General features: G+C 59.6%; 11 protein-coding genes. 6 read left to right on the plus strand and 5 right to left on the minus strand.

Translation table 11 applies throughout. The features are described from left to right. Positions 1 to 30: 30 nt before the first annotated feature. On the minus strand, positions 31 to 2,019 hold the full coding sequence (locus tag GC165_05795; GenBank protein MBI1332372.1) for an amino acid transporter: 1,989 nt from the start codon (positions 2,017 to 2,019) through the stop codon (positions 31 to 33). 77 nt (positions 2,020 to 2,096) lie between these two features. Here GC165_05795 and gatB point away from each other — a divergent pair, with 77 nt between their 5' ends. The 5 genes from gatB to GC165_05820 are packed head-to-tail and all read left to right on the plus strand — an operon-like array spanning position 2,097 to position 6,230. Next, the gene (gene gatB, locus GC165_05800; GenBank protein MBI1332373.1) at positions 2,097 to 3,539 is read left to right on the plus strand and encodes an Asp-tRNA(Asn)/Glu-tRNA(Gln) amidotransferase subunit GatB; all 1,443 of its coding nucleotides are present in this window, start codon (positions 2,097 to 2,099) and stop codon (positions 3,537 to 3,539) included. Between the two features lie 9 nt (positions 3,540 to 3,548). Then, positions 3,549 to 4,154: a hypothetical protein gene (locus GC165_05805; protein MBI1332374.1), complete on the plus strand. Its 606-nt coding sequence runs from the start codon at positions 3,549 to 3,551 to the stop codon at positions 4,152 to 4,154. Positions 4,155 to 4,159: 5 nt separating this feature from the next. Beyond that, a complete protein-coding gene (locus tag GC165_05810) occupies positions 4,160 to 4,423 on the plus strand; it encodes a DUF167 domain-containing protein (protein MBI1332375.1) in 264 nt (87 codons plus the stop codon). A gap of 34 nt (positions 4,424 to 4,457) precedes the next feature. After that, a complete protein-coding gene (locus tag GC165_05815; GenBank protein MBI1332376.1) occupies positions 4,458 to 5,390 on the plus strand; it encodes an FHA domain-containing protein in 933 nt (310 codons plus the stop codon). Between the two features lie 6 nt (positions 5,391 to 5,396). Beyond that, a complete protein-coding gene (locus GC165_05820; GenBank protein ID MBI1332377.1) occupies positions 5,397 to 6,230 on the plus strand; it encodes a Stp1/IreP family PP2C-type Ser/Thr phosphatase in 834 nt (277 codons plus the stop codon). 447 nt (positions 6,231 to 6,677) lie between these two features. Here the strand turns inward: GC165_05820 and lipA are convergent, their stop codons facing one another. The 3 genes from lipA to selD all read right to left on the minus strand — a co-directional run bounded on the left by lipA (position 6,678) and on the right by selD (position 12,163). Further along, entirely contained in the window at positions 6,678 to 7,622 is a 945-nt protein-coding gene (gene lipA, locus GC165_05825; protein ID MBI1332378.1) for a lipoyl synthase, read from the minus strand. Between the two features lie 62 nt (positions 7,623 to 7,684). After that, positions 7,685 to 10,666 carry a hypothetical protein gene (locus GC165_05830; GenBank protein ID MBI1332379.1) on the minus strand — a complete coding sequence of 994 codons (2,982 nt, stop codon included), beginning with the start codon at positions 10,664 to 10,666 and terminating at the stop codon, positions 7,685 to 7,687. A gap of 498 nt (positions 10,667 to 11,164) precedes the next feature. Next, positions 11,165 to 12,163, minus strand: coding sequence for a selenide, water dikinase SelD (gene selD, locus GC165_05835; GenBank protein MBI1332380.1), 999 nt, complete (start codon positions 12,161 to 12,163; stop codon positions 11,165 to 11,167). A 38-nt stretch (positions 12,164 to 12,201) separates the two neighbouring features. Between selD and GC165_05840 the strand changes: the two genes are divergently transcribed. Beyond that, a complete protein-coding gene (locus GC165_05840) occupies positions 12,202 to 13,590 on the plus strand; it encodes a CPBP family intramembrane metalloprotease (protein MBI1332381.1) in 1,389 nt (462 codons plus the stop codon). Here GC165_05840 and GC165_05845 read toward each other — a convergent pair. Continuing rightward, positions 13,567 to 14,673: a two pore domain potassium channel family protein gene (locus GC165_05845; GenBank protein MBI1332382.1), complete on the minus strand. Its 1,107-nt coding sequence runs from the start codon at positions 14,671 to 14,673 to the stop codon at positions 13,567 to 13,569. The genes GC165_05840 and GC165_05845 overlap by 24 nt on opposite strands. Between the last annotated feature and the right edge of the window lie 9 nt (positions 14,674 to 14,682).

Below are 14,682 nucleotides of genomic sequence, written 5' to 3' on the forward strand. Positions count from 1 at the left end.
CGCGCAACCCTTCTTTCAGAGGCTCAGGGCTCAGCTCGCCGCGTGAATGACCGGTCGCAGATTCGGATCGGATTCTACTCGCCGTAAAATCTCGCGCGTCAACGGAGCGATGTCGCCTTCGCCCGAGAAAAGGAACTTCATCAAGTACGCGCCAGGGCCGCGCTCTCCCCAATTAAAGTATGCGTGGGCGCGCTTGCCGCTGAGGCGGCCAAGGTGGAGCAATAGTGCCGCCAGCGAGTTCGGCACGGCCACGCCAGTCGCGCGCAGAATCTTGTATCCTTCGACCTCGTAGCCGCGCACCGAAAGTACGCCGGAGAAGTTCGATGCGTCCTTGATCGTCACCTCGACAAAGAGGATCGGCTCGTCGGGTGCGATGTCGTGGTCGCGGCGCGCCTCGATCTCCTTCAGTCGATACTCCTCAAGGTCTTGTGACTCGGGGCGGTTGGGAATGACGCGGATATGACTGCTTTGGGCCGCGCACTGTCGCACGAATTCTAGCGCCTTCAGGTCGAGTTCGACGCTACTCACGCGAAGCTCCAGCGTGCGCCAAATGCGCGAAATGAACGAGATCAGCACGATGCCGAGGATGAAACACGCAGCGATGCGGATGCCGTCCGGCTTCTCGTAGATGTTGAGGACCGTGGTGTAGATGAAGATGACGGAGATGATGCCGAAACCCCACTTCGACCACTTCTTTTTGCGGCGGGTCGAGATGGTGGCAGCGATGGCGGCCGAGGTCATCAGCACCAAAACGCCGGTGGCATACGCGCCACCCTGGGCCGAGACGCTGGCGTTGAATACGAGTGTGACGATGAAGGCCACGAGGGTGAAGATGAGTACCAGCGGGCGGTTCGCTTTGGTCCACTCTGGTGCCATGCCAAATTTCGGCAAATAACGCGGAACGAGGTTCAGGAGTCCGGCCATGGCCGACGCACCGGCAAACCAAAGAATGAGGATCGTGCTGACGTCGTAGACGGTGCCGAAGTTCGGCCCGAAGAAGTCGTAGGCGAGGTACGCCAGGGCGCGCTCGTAAGCGGGTCCGCCTTTTTCGAACAACGGAGCCGGGATCAGCGTGGTGGTGACGATGCTCGATGAAATGAGCATGACGCTCATGATCAACGCCGCCGACAGCAGGAGCTTGCGGGTGTTCTTGATTCGGACCACCGGCTTTTCTTCCGTGTCCTTCTTTCCGCCCTTCACGAGGGTCATGACCGAAACGCCGGTTTCGAATCCGGAGAGACCAAGCGCGAGCTTGGGGAACAGCAACGCGGCCATCGCGATCAGCATGATCGGGTTACCGTTGTGGTACGCCGGGGTGTGAAGCTTGTCTTGCCAGATCTGAATGTGCTTGGGATCGGCAATGACGCGTTGGATGCCTTCGAAAATGACGATGGCGTTGAGCACGAGATAGCCGAAAACGAGCACGATCGCGATGTTGACCGCCTCCTTAAATCCCTTGAGAAAGACGAGTGCGAGGGAGATGATCAGCAGGAGCGTGACCGCGATTTCATGGCCCTGCATGTGCAGGTGCAGTTTGTTCTGTACGAAGTCGTTTTCGATGAAGTGGACGGCCGCATCGGCGGCGGAAAGCGTGATCGTTATGATGAAGTCTGTAGCGGCAAAACCTAACAGAACGAGGACAAATGCCTTGCCCTGCCACCACTTCAGCAGCTTCTGAAGCATGGCGATCGAGCCCTCACCGTGGGGGCTCTCTTGGGCAACTTTTGCGTACACCGGGTAAGCGCCGAACAGCGTGAGGAGGACCAGAATGATGGTGGCCAACGGCGACAGATACTTGGCGGCTTCGAAAGCGATGAACGGCTGATAGCCGAGGGTGGAGAAGTAGTCGACGCCGGTAAGGCACATGACCTGCCACCAAGGATGAGCGGCGTGTTTTCCCTCTTTGCTGGATTCGGGTTCGTAAGGTCCGACGGGCTCTTCGGCATGTCCTTCGAGGAGCCACTTCACGATGGGGGAATGTTTCGTGCTTTTGAAGGTGGATGGGAGTTTAATTTCCATAGATGGGCCGGTCGGCGTTTTCGATTAGATAGCTTATCCCAAACATATTCATACGGTCGGTAAACTGGAATAGATTCATGGCGAACTATGTATGTAGCGTGGGGATGGAAGTCCACGCGGAACTGGCAACCAAGTCGAAAATGTTTTGTCGATGCCAGGTTGCCTTTGGCGGAGAGCCGAACACTCGAACCTGTCCGGTCTGCCTGGGCCTGCCCGGCGCATTGCCGGTGCCTAATCGCGCCGCCATCGAAATGGTGCTGAAGACCGCACTGGCGCTGAATTGCAAGATCGCGATGAACAGCATCTTCCACCGAAAGAATTATTTCTATCCCGACCTGCCCAAGGGCTACCAGGTATCGCAATACGGCGAGGAAAACCCGCTGGGCTACCACGGTTACCTCGATATTCCGACCACAGATGGTGGCACCAAGCGCATCGGCATTCGACGCGTCCACCTAGAAGAGGATACGGGCAAATTGATGCACCTGCCGAGCGGAGGGAGTGGCGTGGACTACAACCGCGCTGGCACGCCGCTGATGGAGATCGTCACCGACTTCCCGCCCGACATCAGCAATGGCGACGAGGCGAAGGAGTACATGACCCAGCTTCGCCAGATTCTCATCTACCTGGGCGTCTGCGACGGAAAGATGGAAGAGGGATCGATGCGGTGCGAGCCGAACATCTCGATTCGCGTATCGGGGACGGACGAGCTGGGCACCAAAACCGAGCTCAAGAACCTCAACTCATTCCGCTCGGTGCAGATGGGTATCGCATTTGAGGTTCGCCGCCAGGCGGCGGTGTTGGACGCAGGCGAAAAAGTACTCCAGGAGACGCGCGGCTGGAACGAACAGCGCGAGTCGTCCTTCGCCATGCGCGTGAAGGAGGCCGAAAACGATTATCGGTACTTCCCCTGCCCGGACCTGGTGCCGATGCAGTTCGACGAAGCGTACATCGAGTCGCTTCGATCGTCCCTGCCCGAACTTCCGCTGGCGAAGTTCAAGCGGTACACGGAAGAGTACGGCCTCAGCGTGTACGATGCTAACCTGCTGATTTCCGACGTCGCATGGGCGACGTGGTTCGAGAAAGCGGTGGTCGAGGGCGGCGAACCGAAGGCCATCTGTAACTGGATGAACTCGGACTTTGCCAAGATGCTGAACGAAGAGGGCAAGACTGCGGCGGAAAGCAAGATCACGCCGAGCCACCTCGTCGAGTTAACCAAGCTGATTGCGGACGGAACCATCAGCGGCAAGATCGCCAAGAAGCTTTTCGCTGACGCCTATCAGACCGGCAAGATGCCGGGTGAACTGGTGAAGGAGAGTGGCGCGACGCAGATCACCGATGATTCGGCGATTCGCCCTATCGTGGAGGCGGTTTTGGCCGAAAATCCCGATGTGGTGGCGAAGTACCGATCCGGTCAAGCCAGCGTGAAGGGCTTCCTGGTGGGGCAGATCATGCGGCAGAGCCAAGGACGCGCCAACCCCGGACTCGTGCAAAAACTGCTCGACGAATTGTTACAATAGGAATTAATCATGGGTTTCATCGCCTCGACGGCATTCATTCTCGCGACGCAGGGGCTGGTTAAAAATGAGTCGAACATCCGACTCGATCCGCCTGTAGCCTTGGCAGTTGTGCCGACGAAAGATCGTCTGGACGAAATCTGGGGCAATGTCGACAACCGCGTCAACGAGCAGATCGACGTCTGGTTCGACGACGGCGAGTTTCCGACCATCATCTCGCTCCTGAAGGTGCAGTACGCGTACTCGCCCGACGACTATGAAGTGGCGACCAACCTGGGCTGGATGCAGGAGAACATCGAACTGAAGAACGACGCGATCGCAACCTACACCGAATACCTGAACGCCCACCCGAAGGACGGCGATGCCGCCCTGCCGCTGGCTTTCTTGTACTACAACATGAACAAGGACTACGCCAAGGCGGTCGAAATTCTGGAGCCGATGCTGAAGTACAATCCGAGGCCCAACACGTACCGTGTCCTGGCCAAGAGCTACGAACGGCTAAAGAAGTACAGCGACGCGATCCGCATTTGGGAGCTGGAACTGAAGCGCTGGCCGGACGAAGAAACCGCGAAGGCAAACATCAGGCGAGTGAAGCAGAAGCTGGGCATAGGCGGCTAATCGCCATGCACACCGACGTCGTGGTGACGGTTCAGCCGAAATCTTCGCAGAACAAAATCGCGGTTGAGGAAGTCGGAGTGAAGGTATGGGTCAACGCACCGCCGGTCGATGGCGAGGCAAACGAGGCGGTTTGTCGGCTGGTTTCCAAGGCGTTGCGGGTGGCCAAAAGCAAAATAGAGATCGTTCGGGGCATTTCTTCGCGAGAAAAGACTCTTAGAATTGAAGGATTGACCGAAAAAGAAATATTAGAGCGTTTGAAGACGCCCTAAAATAGAAACACTGTCGTCAAAGAGAATAGCCGTTATGAGTGATGCGAATCGAACACAGATGATGGGGGGTGCCAACCGCACGCAAATGCTGAACACCGACCCGAACCGTACGATGATGGCCGGCGCGCCGTCGATGGACCCCAACAAGACGATGATGGGCTCCGCTCCGACGATCAACGCGACGGTGACCATCAAGCCCGTGCAATGTCCGGTTTGCAAAACCTTCAATCCCGTCGGCGTGATGTTCTGCGTCGATTGCGGCCTCATTTTCGACCGAGCGCTCCCGGCTGACGCATTCGGCGCCCCAGCGGTGCAGGTTCCCATGCTGGTGGAGCAGAGCGGGCGCGAGCATCCGCTTCGCCCCGGCGCGACCACGATCGGCCGCGAAGGCGATATCTCGCTGATGGATTCGCGCATCAGCCGACGACACGCGCAGATCACCAACACCGACGGCGCACTCACGCTGGAAGACCTTGGCTCCTCGAACGGTACCAAGATCGACGGACGCGCAATCGCCGCAGGCGAGAAGGCCCCGCTGGCGGGCGGTGAAAAGATTTCGTTCGCTGGACTCGAAGTTTCGGTTCAGCTTCCCGGCGGACCCTCGGGCAACGCCACCCAGGCCTTCGCGAACAACAAGACGGCGGCCATCTCGACCGCACCCAAGAAGGAAACCGCGCCCGCAATCCTCACCTGGGACGGCAAAGACTTCCCGCTCAAGCTCGGCGCAAATACGTTTGGCCGCAAGGCAGACAACGACGTGGCAATCACCGATCCGTACATCAGTGGCCGACACGGTGTCATCGAGATTGCCGAGGACGGCATCTATGTGACGGACACCGGCTCCACCAACGGCACCAGCCTGAACGACAGCAAGCTGGCGCCTAACATGCGCACCCTGATGAACGAAGACGACGTCATCAAGATCGGCGCGATTCAACTAACCGTGAAGCGCGCGGTGGTAGCATAACCGGCGATGGACGAAATTACCGCTGAATACGCCGTTGCGGACCTTTTGCCCCCGGCAGAATTGCGGGCCTTGGCCAAGGTCTCGATCGGTGCGAAAACCGACCTCGGACGCGTCCGCGAAAACAACGAGGACAAGTTTGAATTCTATGTATCCGACGACGAGGCCGTGCTTGCTTCGCGCGGGCAGGTTTTTGTCGTGTGCGACGGCATGGGCGGCCACGCGGCGGGTCAAATCGCCTCCGAGCTCGCCTCCAAAACGTTCATCGATGTCTATCTGAGCCATCCGGCGGCGGACGCCAAAGAGGCGTTGGTTGAAGCGCTGACGGCGGCCAATCGGTACGTGTTCATGGTCTCGCGCTCGGTGCCCAATCGGCGCGGTATGGGAACCACGTTCACCGGCATGGTGCTGTTGCAGAACATGGGCTACGTAGTGCAGGTGGGCGACTCGCGCGCGTATCGACTGCGCAACGGCGAACTGACGATGTTGACCGAGGATCACACGTACATGAACGAGATGATCCGAATGGGCGTGCTGACGCCCGAGCAGGCGGCGGTCCACCCGCAGAAGCACGTTCTAACCCGCGCCGTGGGTGTGGAAGAGAACGTCGTGTGCGACGTGTACGAGTTCGAGATTCGCGAAGGCGACATCTACTTCCTGTGCTCGGACGGCATTTTGAACCATGTGGAAGACGACCAGATCGGCGCGATTTTGGGTGCCAACGGTCCGGCGTCGGCGGCGTGGAAGCTTGTCGGTCAAGCGTTACTGGGCGGCGGCAGCGATAATGCCACCGCGCTGGTGGTGCGTATCGACGAGCTGAAGACATTCGATCTGCCGGAGTGATTTTTTAGCCGCAAGCTTTAAGTCACAAGCCGAAGCGGGGCGAGAATTGTCTCGCTTAGAAGAACAAATCCCTACCTCACCTCTCCGCTAGCTCCTTCGTCGCGCGAAGGTCCTCTCCTAGGAGGAGAGGAAATGGGGGTCCTCGATAGCTCTGGCTGGCACGTGCTATTTTCAGGTGAGGTCAGCTCCTTTGGGAGTGCTCAAGCCTGCTTGAGCTTTCGACTAGCGAAGCCTGCTTCGCTGGTCCTGGGAGTCGGCCCGATCTCGGGACAAAGGGCGGCGCTAATCGCCGGGTCGCTTTCGCCTCCGTACTGGGCTTTGGCGGACAAGACGCTCCTCGGACTTTTCGCGGGTGCGGGACTTTCCAGGGGTCTTCACTCCCTTCGGTCGTTGCGACACCCTGGCTATTGTCTGCGACCCCTCCGGGGTCGTTTCTAGCCCTGAAACTTACGCCGTAGCGTGTTGCTCGGCTTGGTCTTCCAGGTCCTTCAGGTACTTTGCCCGCTCAAACTCGTCAAGCTGGTTTAAGCGATCGCCCATAACCTTCTTGCTGAACTCTACCGCGTTATACGAACTCCGCACGAACGGGCCGCTGGCCACGAACGCAAAGCCCATATCCGAGCCGATCTTTTCGTACTCCTTAAACACGCGCGGGTGGATGTATTCGACGACCGGCAGGTGGCGCATGGTGGGGCGCAGGTACTGGCCGATGGTGACGGCGTCCACGCCGATCTCGCGCAGGTCCTCGAGGGTTTGCACCACTTCGTCCTGCGTCTCGCCGAGGCCGAGCATGATGCCCGATTTGGTGTAGATCGACGGATCGATCTCCTTCACCGTCTCCAGCACTGACAGCGTTCGGTTGTACTTGGCCTGCGGGCGCACCAGCGTGTGCAGACGCTCTACGGTCTCGATGTTGTGGTTGAAAATCTCCGGCTTGGCGTCGCACACGGTCTGAATGCAGTCGCGATTACCCTTGAAGTCGGGGGTCAGAACCTCGACGATGCACAGCGGATTTTGCTTATGAAGCTCCTGAATGGTGAGGCCGAATTGACCCGCGCCCTGATCGGGCAGGTCGTCGCGTGCTACGCTGGTAACCACGATGTGCTTGAGGCCCAGGTCGGCCGCGACTTTGGCGACGTCGGCCGGCTCGTGGGGATTGACGGTCAGGCCGCGCCCAACCTTGATGGCGCAGAACCCGCACGAGCGCGTGCAGGTGTCGCCGAGGATCATGAACGTCGCGGTTTTCTTGCTCCAACACTCGGGAAGGTTGGGACACCGTGCCGATTCGCAGACGGTGTGCAGGTTTTTGGAGCGCATCATCTGCTCCACCTGCTTGATCGTGTCTTGGCGAGGTACCCGGACGGTAAGCCATTCCGGTAACCGTTGATTCATAGATTTATTCTACTTGAGTCGAGCCCCGAGCGTTCCCGGTCGGGGCCCAGACCTGGTAGCCGTTACTTGATCAGATTGCGCAGGATCACGTACAGGAAGCCGATGTTCGTCACCTGCTTGAAGATGCTATCTACCTTCGTCTGACCGTCGGAAAGCTGGGCGACCATCACGCGAGTTGGCACGAAGATCGTGTCGCCAAGCTCGATGCGGGTCTTGCCCTTCGCCTTGGTGATCGATCCCGAAGCGCGGATGATGATGATCTCCTCCTTGTCGGCGTCGATCGTCGGCCCGCCACAGCGGTCGAGGTAGTACTGCAGGTCGTGCGAGCCATCGTACAGAATCGTCGACGGCACGAACACTGCGCCGCGTACCGCCACGGTCGTCGGCTTCTCGGGGATGACAATGATGTCGCCGTCCTTCAGAACGATGTTATTCGGCGAGGTCGGCTGGTTCAGAGCGATATCGAGGCGGATCGGGATGTTGCCGCTCTCCAACAGTTCCTCGTTGTTCAGTTCGCGGGCGGGCGAAACCAATTCGCGGTTCTGCACCAGCTTCTTCGCCGCCTCCATGTCGGCCCCCGAAGCAGGTAGCTGGGTGGCGGTCGAGCCGAGGCCAGAAAGGATCGAGAGGCCGTTTAGCGCCTGGTTGCCCTGCGAGTTGAGGATGCGAATCTTATCGAGGTCCGACTTGGCCAGCGCACGCACGTACTGCGCTTCGTGGATCACGTCGAATACGCGTCGAATGCGCGGCGAGAGTTTGGCCTCCGCGTCGGACTGCAGGTTCTTGGGATCGCGCAGGAACTGCGCACCCTCGGCCCAGGCATCGGTGGTGAGTCCGCCCGCTTCCTTTATCAGGTTGGCGATGGTTTCGGATCGTGAATTGACGGCGTACACGCCAGGCTTGGCCACGCGACCGCGAAGCTCGACCAGAAGCGGAGCCTCTTGGTAGTCGCCACGGTAGGGAATCGTCACCACGTCGCCATCGCGCAGAGCGATATCGACCGCGCCCTTGGCGAGGTCGGCGATCTGATAGGTCTCGATCTTGGTGTTCTCCGGCACGCGCGAGTGGGACACCTGGACCGTGGTTCCCACCGACGGCATGAGCCCACCGGCGAGCTTGATCAGGTCGGTGAGCATGAGGTTTTCGGCCCGTGGGAAGTTGCCCTGGTGCTGAACCGCGCCGTTGATCGACACCGTGTGCTCTGGCGTAAATTTGGCATCGGAAACGCTGAACACGGTCACGAGGTCGAGGTCGTTGAGCGCAACGTTGTCGTCGCCGCCCTGGAGCACTTTACGCACGTCGAGCTGGAGCAGCGGACCCTCGCTGCCGTCCGGATTCTTGCGGTTGACGAACAGTGTGTCGTAGCTAGCGTCGGGCTGAAGGCCGCCACCCTGAAGCAGGAGGTCGCGTATCCGCATGCCGTCCATTCGCACGTACTTGCCAGGGTTGCGCACCGCGCCGCGCAAGGTAACCATGCGGTTGTCCAGCCACGAGACTTCCTTCTGGAAGTAGATGTGCAGACGGTCGTGGTTTTGGAGCGGCACATTGGCTTCGCTATCGCCGCCGAGCGCTTTGCTGAGGTCGATCGGCACCAGCTTGAGCGATTTATCCGAGTTCTCGCGGTACAGGTCGGCGCGAGCAGTGAAGGCGTCGGAAAGGAGTCCGCGTGCGCCGCGCACGGCGTCGGCCACGGTCATGCCTGGCGCGAGCTGATACTTGCGCGGCTGGTCCACCGCGCCCTCGACTTCGATCGTGTTCTGGAACTCGCCTCGGACGGGGTAAAGCGTGATGATGTCGTCCGTCTTGAGCTTGGCGCTGGCCGCCTCCGCCATGTTCACGTTGATGATGCGGCGGCTAACGCCGGGCTCGGTGGAGGCCACTTCGATCTGGTCGACCACGGCGGTGGACTTTGCACCGCCCGCATAGGAAATCACGTCCTTCAGGCTGTCGCTGCTGGTGGTTTCGTACACGGCCGGACGTCCGACCTCACCCTTGACCGCCACGCGTTGGGTGGCAATGGGTACCAGGATGAGGTCGCCCGGCTGGAGCGGCACATCCTGCGAGGCGTCGCCTTTCAGCAGGTAGGAATAGAGGTCAACGGTAATGGCCTTGCCGTTGCTCCGGCGAAGCTGAATGTTGCGCATGGAGCCGTTGATCGTGGGTCCGCCAGCGGCGTAAAGCGCGTTGAAAAGCGTCATCACGGACGGAAATTGGTAGTTGCCTTGGGCTGTGACTTCGCCGACGATCGAAACCGAGATGCTTCGGAGTTCGGAAAGATTGACGGTGACCTGCGCGTCCTTCAGTCCGCGGCGAATCTCCTTTTCGATGGCGGTCTGAGCCTGGGCGAGGGTCATTCCTCGCACGGTCAATTTGCTTCCCATCACGGGGATGCTGATGCTTCCGGCCGCATCCACGACCACGATCTTCTCGACGGCCTCTTCAGTAGGACTCCAGAAGCGAACCGTCAGCTTGTCGCCAGGACCCAGTTGGTAGCGATCGGGCGCCGGCGTGTTAATGTTGCTGAAGGTCATCTGATTTGGGCCGACCGAGTTCGCCAAGCCGTTGACCGTCGGGCTTGCGTTGGGGTTCGTAGGCGCATCGATCAGAGCCTGCGACTGCGGGCCGCTCTTGCTCTTCACCGCTTGGCGGGCGGCGGCGAAGTAGGAGTAGCCGAAGGACTCCAGGCCCTCGAACGGGCCACTTTCAAAAAGGACCGGCTTATAGCCCGTGACCGGGGCACCAGTCGCGCCGATGAAGGTGACTCGACCGAGCCCGAATTCGGTGGGAGCGTCGGTATTTCTTGGCTTGTGGCCCGCGTCTTTCTGCTTGCCGAGAACATCATTGATGTCGAACGAGTTGTCGGCGGGCGGGTTACTTTTGTCCTGCGTGGTCCCGGAGTCGGTGCTTCCCGTGGTGCCGGTGGTGTCCTTCTTTTTGGTCGGCGAGTCTTGTTGCTGGTTTTGGTCCTGAGCCCATGATGGCGCGGTGATCATGGCAACCGCGAGCACCAATGCGGACAGGGCGAAGAGACGGACCGGTTTCATGCAAGCACCTAGGTTCCCCGATACATCGAGGTACCCCCTAAATTTACCTGGGTCCGGGTTGGATTGGGGTGGTTTAGGCCTGTTTGGCGTTGTAAGGTTGCTGGCTTGCGACTGTGTTCTAGGAGCGCGGGTTAACTTTGAGCAAGCCGACTAACCACGCGGGTGATCACTTACCCGCATAGTCTTCGACTATTCGGGCCACCCAAGATTATCGATGCCCCAATTCCTCTCCTCCTACAGCCTGTCGCACAGCAATCGGAAACCTGATCCCGGAGGGATCACAGATGGTAGCCCGGGGTGCTTGTCACCCCGAGAAAGTCTCGCAACGAGAAAGAGTCCGAGGAGTCCCGATACTAGGGACGACCCCGCCATTATGGCGGAGGCTCGTCGTTGGACTCCGCCGAAGGGAAATAGAGCAAGAGCCCTTGTTTGCTATGAAAAATGAGTTGCGGGACCGAGGCGAAGAGGCGAGGTAGAGAATCTTCATGATCGGCGAGGCTAAACCACCCGAATCTCAGCCGAACCCTCAGCCACAACCCCAATCGGCTCCATTCCCTCGATCTCCTTCGCCGTGAACAGTGCGAGACCGCCGCTGGTCTGGGCATCCAAGATAGCCTCGACCCGCCACGGATCGACCGAATCTGAAACCACAAAGGCAGAGCCAAGAAACTCTCGATTGCGACGCGACCCGCCCGTCAGGTGACCTCGCTCGATCAGCGACGGCAGGCCAGAAAAGACTGGCAAACGGTCGGCAAAGACCTCGATGGCTACCGACGACGCCCGCGCGACATTGAACAAATGCCCCGCCAATCCGAAGCCAGTAATATCCGTCGCGCATCGAACCTCATGCACATGCCCCAACTCGGCGGCGCGGTCGTTCAGCATCGCCATGCTGGCGATCGCCTCATCCAGCGTCGATGCCGGGCAGTCGTCGAACTTCGCGGCGGTGGTCACAATGCCGGTGCCCAGTTGCTTGGTCAGATAGATCAGATCGCCAGGGCGAGCCTCGGTATTGGCAAACATTCGACGAGGATCGACGGTGCCGGTGACGGCCATGCCGAACTTGGGCTCCTTGTCATCCACGCTGTGCCCACCGAGGATGGTCGCCCCCGCCTCGTGGGTCTTATCCGCCGCACCACGAAGCACCGACGCCCACACGTCGGCGGGAGCCGCAGTCGGGTCGAAACAGGCGATGTTCAGCACCGTCATCGGCTTGCCGCCCATCGCGTACACGTCGCTCAATGCGTTGGCGGCCGCGATCTGACCAAAAGCATACGGGTCATCGACGACCGGCGTGAAAAAGTCGACGGTTTGCACCAACGCAAGGTCGTCCGAGACGCGAAAAACCCCTGCGTCGTCGCGTGTTTCCAGACCGACGAGCAGATTCGGATTTTGGCTAGGCGGAATCTGACGGAGAACCTCCGTCAACTGGGTCGGACCCAGTTTCGCCGCTCAACCTGCGCAAGCAACCAGGTGCGTAAGTCGCATATTCGGCAGTGTACCGGCGGTACTCTGAGCGTAGAAACATTAAATCTATGCAACGCCCGCCCGCCCAATTCGACCTGCCCCCATCCTTCGATTTGGGCGAGCCGCCGCTTCCCCGCATGAAATGGGCGTGGTGGGTGCTGGCCGTGGCACTGATCATGCTCGTGTTTTTGGAGCTATCGGCGAACGATAAGAAGGGACCGGCGGTGCCACCCAACACGGCGCGCGATGAATCTATCTCGATGAAGCTGTCGGCCAAAGCCCTGCAGATGAAGACCGGGCAGGACAATAAGGACATGAAGCTGTTCGATGAGGAAGTCGACCAGCTTTTGGACGCCTCGAAGACCGATCCGAACGCCCAGAAACTGCGCATCGTGCTCCGCAACGAGGACCACGAAAAGCCGTTTTCGGACGACCTTAAGAACCTGGCGAACTCAAAGGACGAGAATAATCGGGCGTTTGCGAGGCTATTTGCCGACCCGCCGCCCAGCAAGGACGAGTCGAGCGAACTGCTGAAGAAGCTGGACACCAAGAACATCGCCGAGAAGATCGCGATGGTCGAGGTGAAGGAGCGGCTGGGTGATAAGGAAATTCGTGAGAAGACCTTCGATCCAACGCTCGCGATGCGGATGGGCTCGGTGGTGTTTATCGGCCTAGTTGGCGCAATCATGGGCATGATCGCTTGGGCCATTTACTTCTCCAAGCGGCAGGCCGGTCTCCTCCGGCCGAGGGGGCTTCCGATGGCCGACATCGACTGGGGTCGAGCCGACCGCCTCGCGTTCGTCGCATTGGTCCTTCTGCTGACCTTCGTCCTTGGCGGAAGCACGCTCGCCTACCTCCTGACGGGGACCCGAGCGCCAATCGATTTGATAAGCTTTGTACCGGTTTACATTGCGATATTCATCTGTCTGCGTGTGCCGATTTTCGGCTGGCGGATCATGCCCGAAAAACTGGGGGTCTCGCTGAAGGGTCTCCAGGAAAACCTTCTCTGGGCCTTGACGGCATTCCTCGGAAACATTCCCATCATCGCTGCGGTCATGATGCTCGCTTCGATCCTGGCTCCGTACCTACCCGGCGGCCCGCACCCGATCGGCAAGGAACTGACCGACAATCCGAGTGTCAGCAATATCCTCATGCTGGCAGTTGCCGCGAGCATTCTTGCGCCGATTTGGGAGGAGATCATGTTCCGCGGGCTCCTGTTCCCGGCTTTCACCAAGTTGCTTGGCAACCCGATTCGGGCCGCACTGCTGTCCAGCTTTATCTTTGCATCGATCCACCCGCAGGGTGTTTTGGGCATTCTCCCGCTGATGAGCATCGCGCTGATGCTGTGTGCGGTTAGCTACCAAACCAAATCGCTGGTCGCGAACATGATTCTGCACGGCCTTCACAACTTGGCCGCCCTGGGGCTCGCCCTGTTACTTGGTCCGCTCCTTGGTTGACATCGCGCCGCGCGGGTTGTGCCGCGCGCCGTCCCACGCCGCCACTTCCCAGTTGTCCGGCTCGGCCTGGCGATTGACCCACAACGGCAAGTCCATCAGGAGTCCGCGACCCAGGGCCACGCAATAGGGCTCGTACATCCAGCGCGCGTCGCACAGCGATTCGTATGCGCCGGCTATCGGCAGTCCGAGGTCGCGCAGTTCGGCCACCATGTACTCAAAATCGTCTTCGTTCAGGCGATGCGAGCAGTCGTCCGTCGGCGGCATTTTGATGACGTAGGCAAGGTCCACGATGACATGGCGAAGCATAGCGAAGGTGGCTTTGGCCTGAAAACGGAGTACCTTCGCATCGTCCTCTTCGGACTGGTAGCAGGCGTCGATCAGGGTGCAGGCGTCCATGATCGCCGTGGCTGTTTTCACCCAGTTCTGAGCGTCGTGCTGACTGCGGTAGTAGGCAATGATTGGGTACGAAAGGTACGCCTCCAGCATCTCGGCCCCCCATTGCTCGTACTTCTCGAGCAACGCCGGCAGGGCGCTCATCGCTCCCGCCGAGGCATGCCGCCTTAGAAGCTCAAAGCCGGTCGGCTCGGAGCCTGCTTTGGTGTCCAGCAGAACAATCGGGTACTCGCGCTTCTGCACGACGCCATACATAACAGGCAGATAGGTGATGACGCTGGCGAGGAAGACGAGGCCAGTAGCGGCTTCGGCCACCGCCATCATGCGACCGACCGGACCGGTTGGCGCGATGTCGCCATAGCCGAGCGTGAGGAAGGTGACGCCGCTGTAGTACCAAGCCTCGAACGGCCCCAGCGGGCCGTTGTTGTGCGGCAGAGCGAAGCCGTAGTTGATCATCGCGAAGCCGAGGATGAGGAAGCCTCCCCACAGGACGAAGAGGATGATGACCGAGAGCGGCGCGTACACCATCAGCATGGCGTGTCGCCACCGCTCGTTTTTCACCTTGGCGGCGGTCCGATAGTAGGTCTTGCGGGCGAAGTAATAGAACAGCTTGCTCAGCCGCCAACTCCGGCTGACGCTCCGTGTCATCACGATGGTCTCAAAGCCATCCCAAAGGGTGTTGAGCGCCACGAAGATGCC

It is taken from the genome of Armatimonadota bacterium (genome assembly GCA_016125185.1).
Taxonomy (GTDB): Bacteria; Armatimonadota; Fimbriimonadia; order Fimbriimonadales; family Fimbriimonadaceae; genus Fimbriimonas.

What these genes read in the sequence shown, in the direction of transcription:
- GC165_05795 (MBI1332372.1), bottom strand. Translation starts at nt 2,019, where the DNA reads ATGGAAATTAAACTCCCATCCACCTTCAAAAGCACGAAACATTCCCCC.
- gatB (MBI1332373.1), top strand. Translation starts at nt 2,097, where the DNA reads ATGGCGAACTATGTATGTAGCGTGGGGATGGAAGTCCACGCGGAACTG.
- GC165_05805 (MBI1332374.1), top strand. Translation starts at nt 3,549, where the DNA reads ATGGGTTTCATCGCCTCGACGGCATTCATTCTCGCGACGCAGGGGCTG.
- GC165_05810 (MBI1332375.1), top strand. Translation starts at nt 4,160, where the DNA reads ATGCACACCGACGTCGTGGTGACGGTTCAGCCGAAATCTTCGCAGAAC.
- GC165_05815 (MBI1332376.1), top strand. Translation starts at nt 4,458, where the DNA reads ATGAGTGATGCGAATCGAACACAGATGATGGGGGGTGCCAACCGCACG.
- GC165_05820 (MBI1332377.1), top strand. Translation starts at nt 5,397, where the DNA reads ATGGACGAAATTACCGCTGAATACGCCGTTGCGGACCTTTTGCCCCCG.
- lipA (MBI1332378.1), bottom strand. Translation starts at nt 7,622, where the DNA reads ATGAATCAACGGTTACCGGAATGGCTTACCGTCCGGGTACCTCGCCAA.
- GC165_05830 (MBI1332379.1), bottom strand. Translation starts at nt 10,666, where the DNA reads ATGAAACCGGTCCGTCTCTTCGCCCTGTCCGCATTGGTGCTCGCGGTT.
- GC165_05840 (MBI1332381.1), top strand. Translation starts at nt 12,202, where the DNA reads ATGCAACGCCCGCCCGCCCAATTCGACCTGCCCCCATCCTTCGATTTG.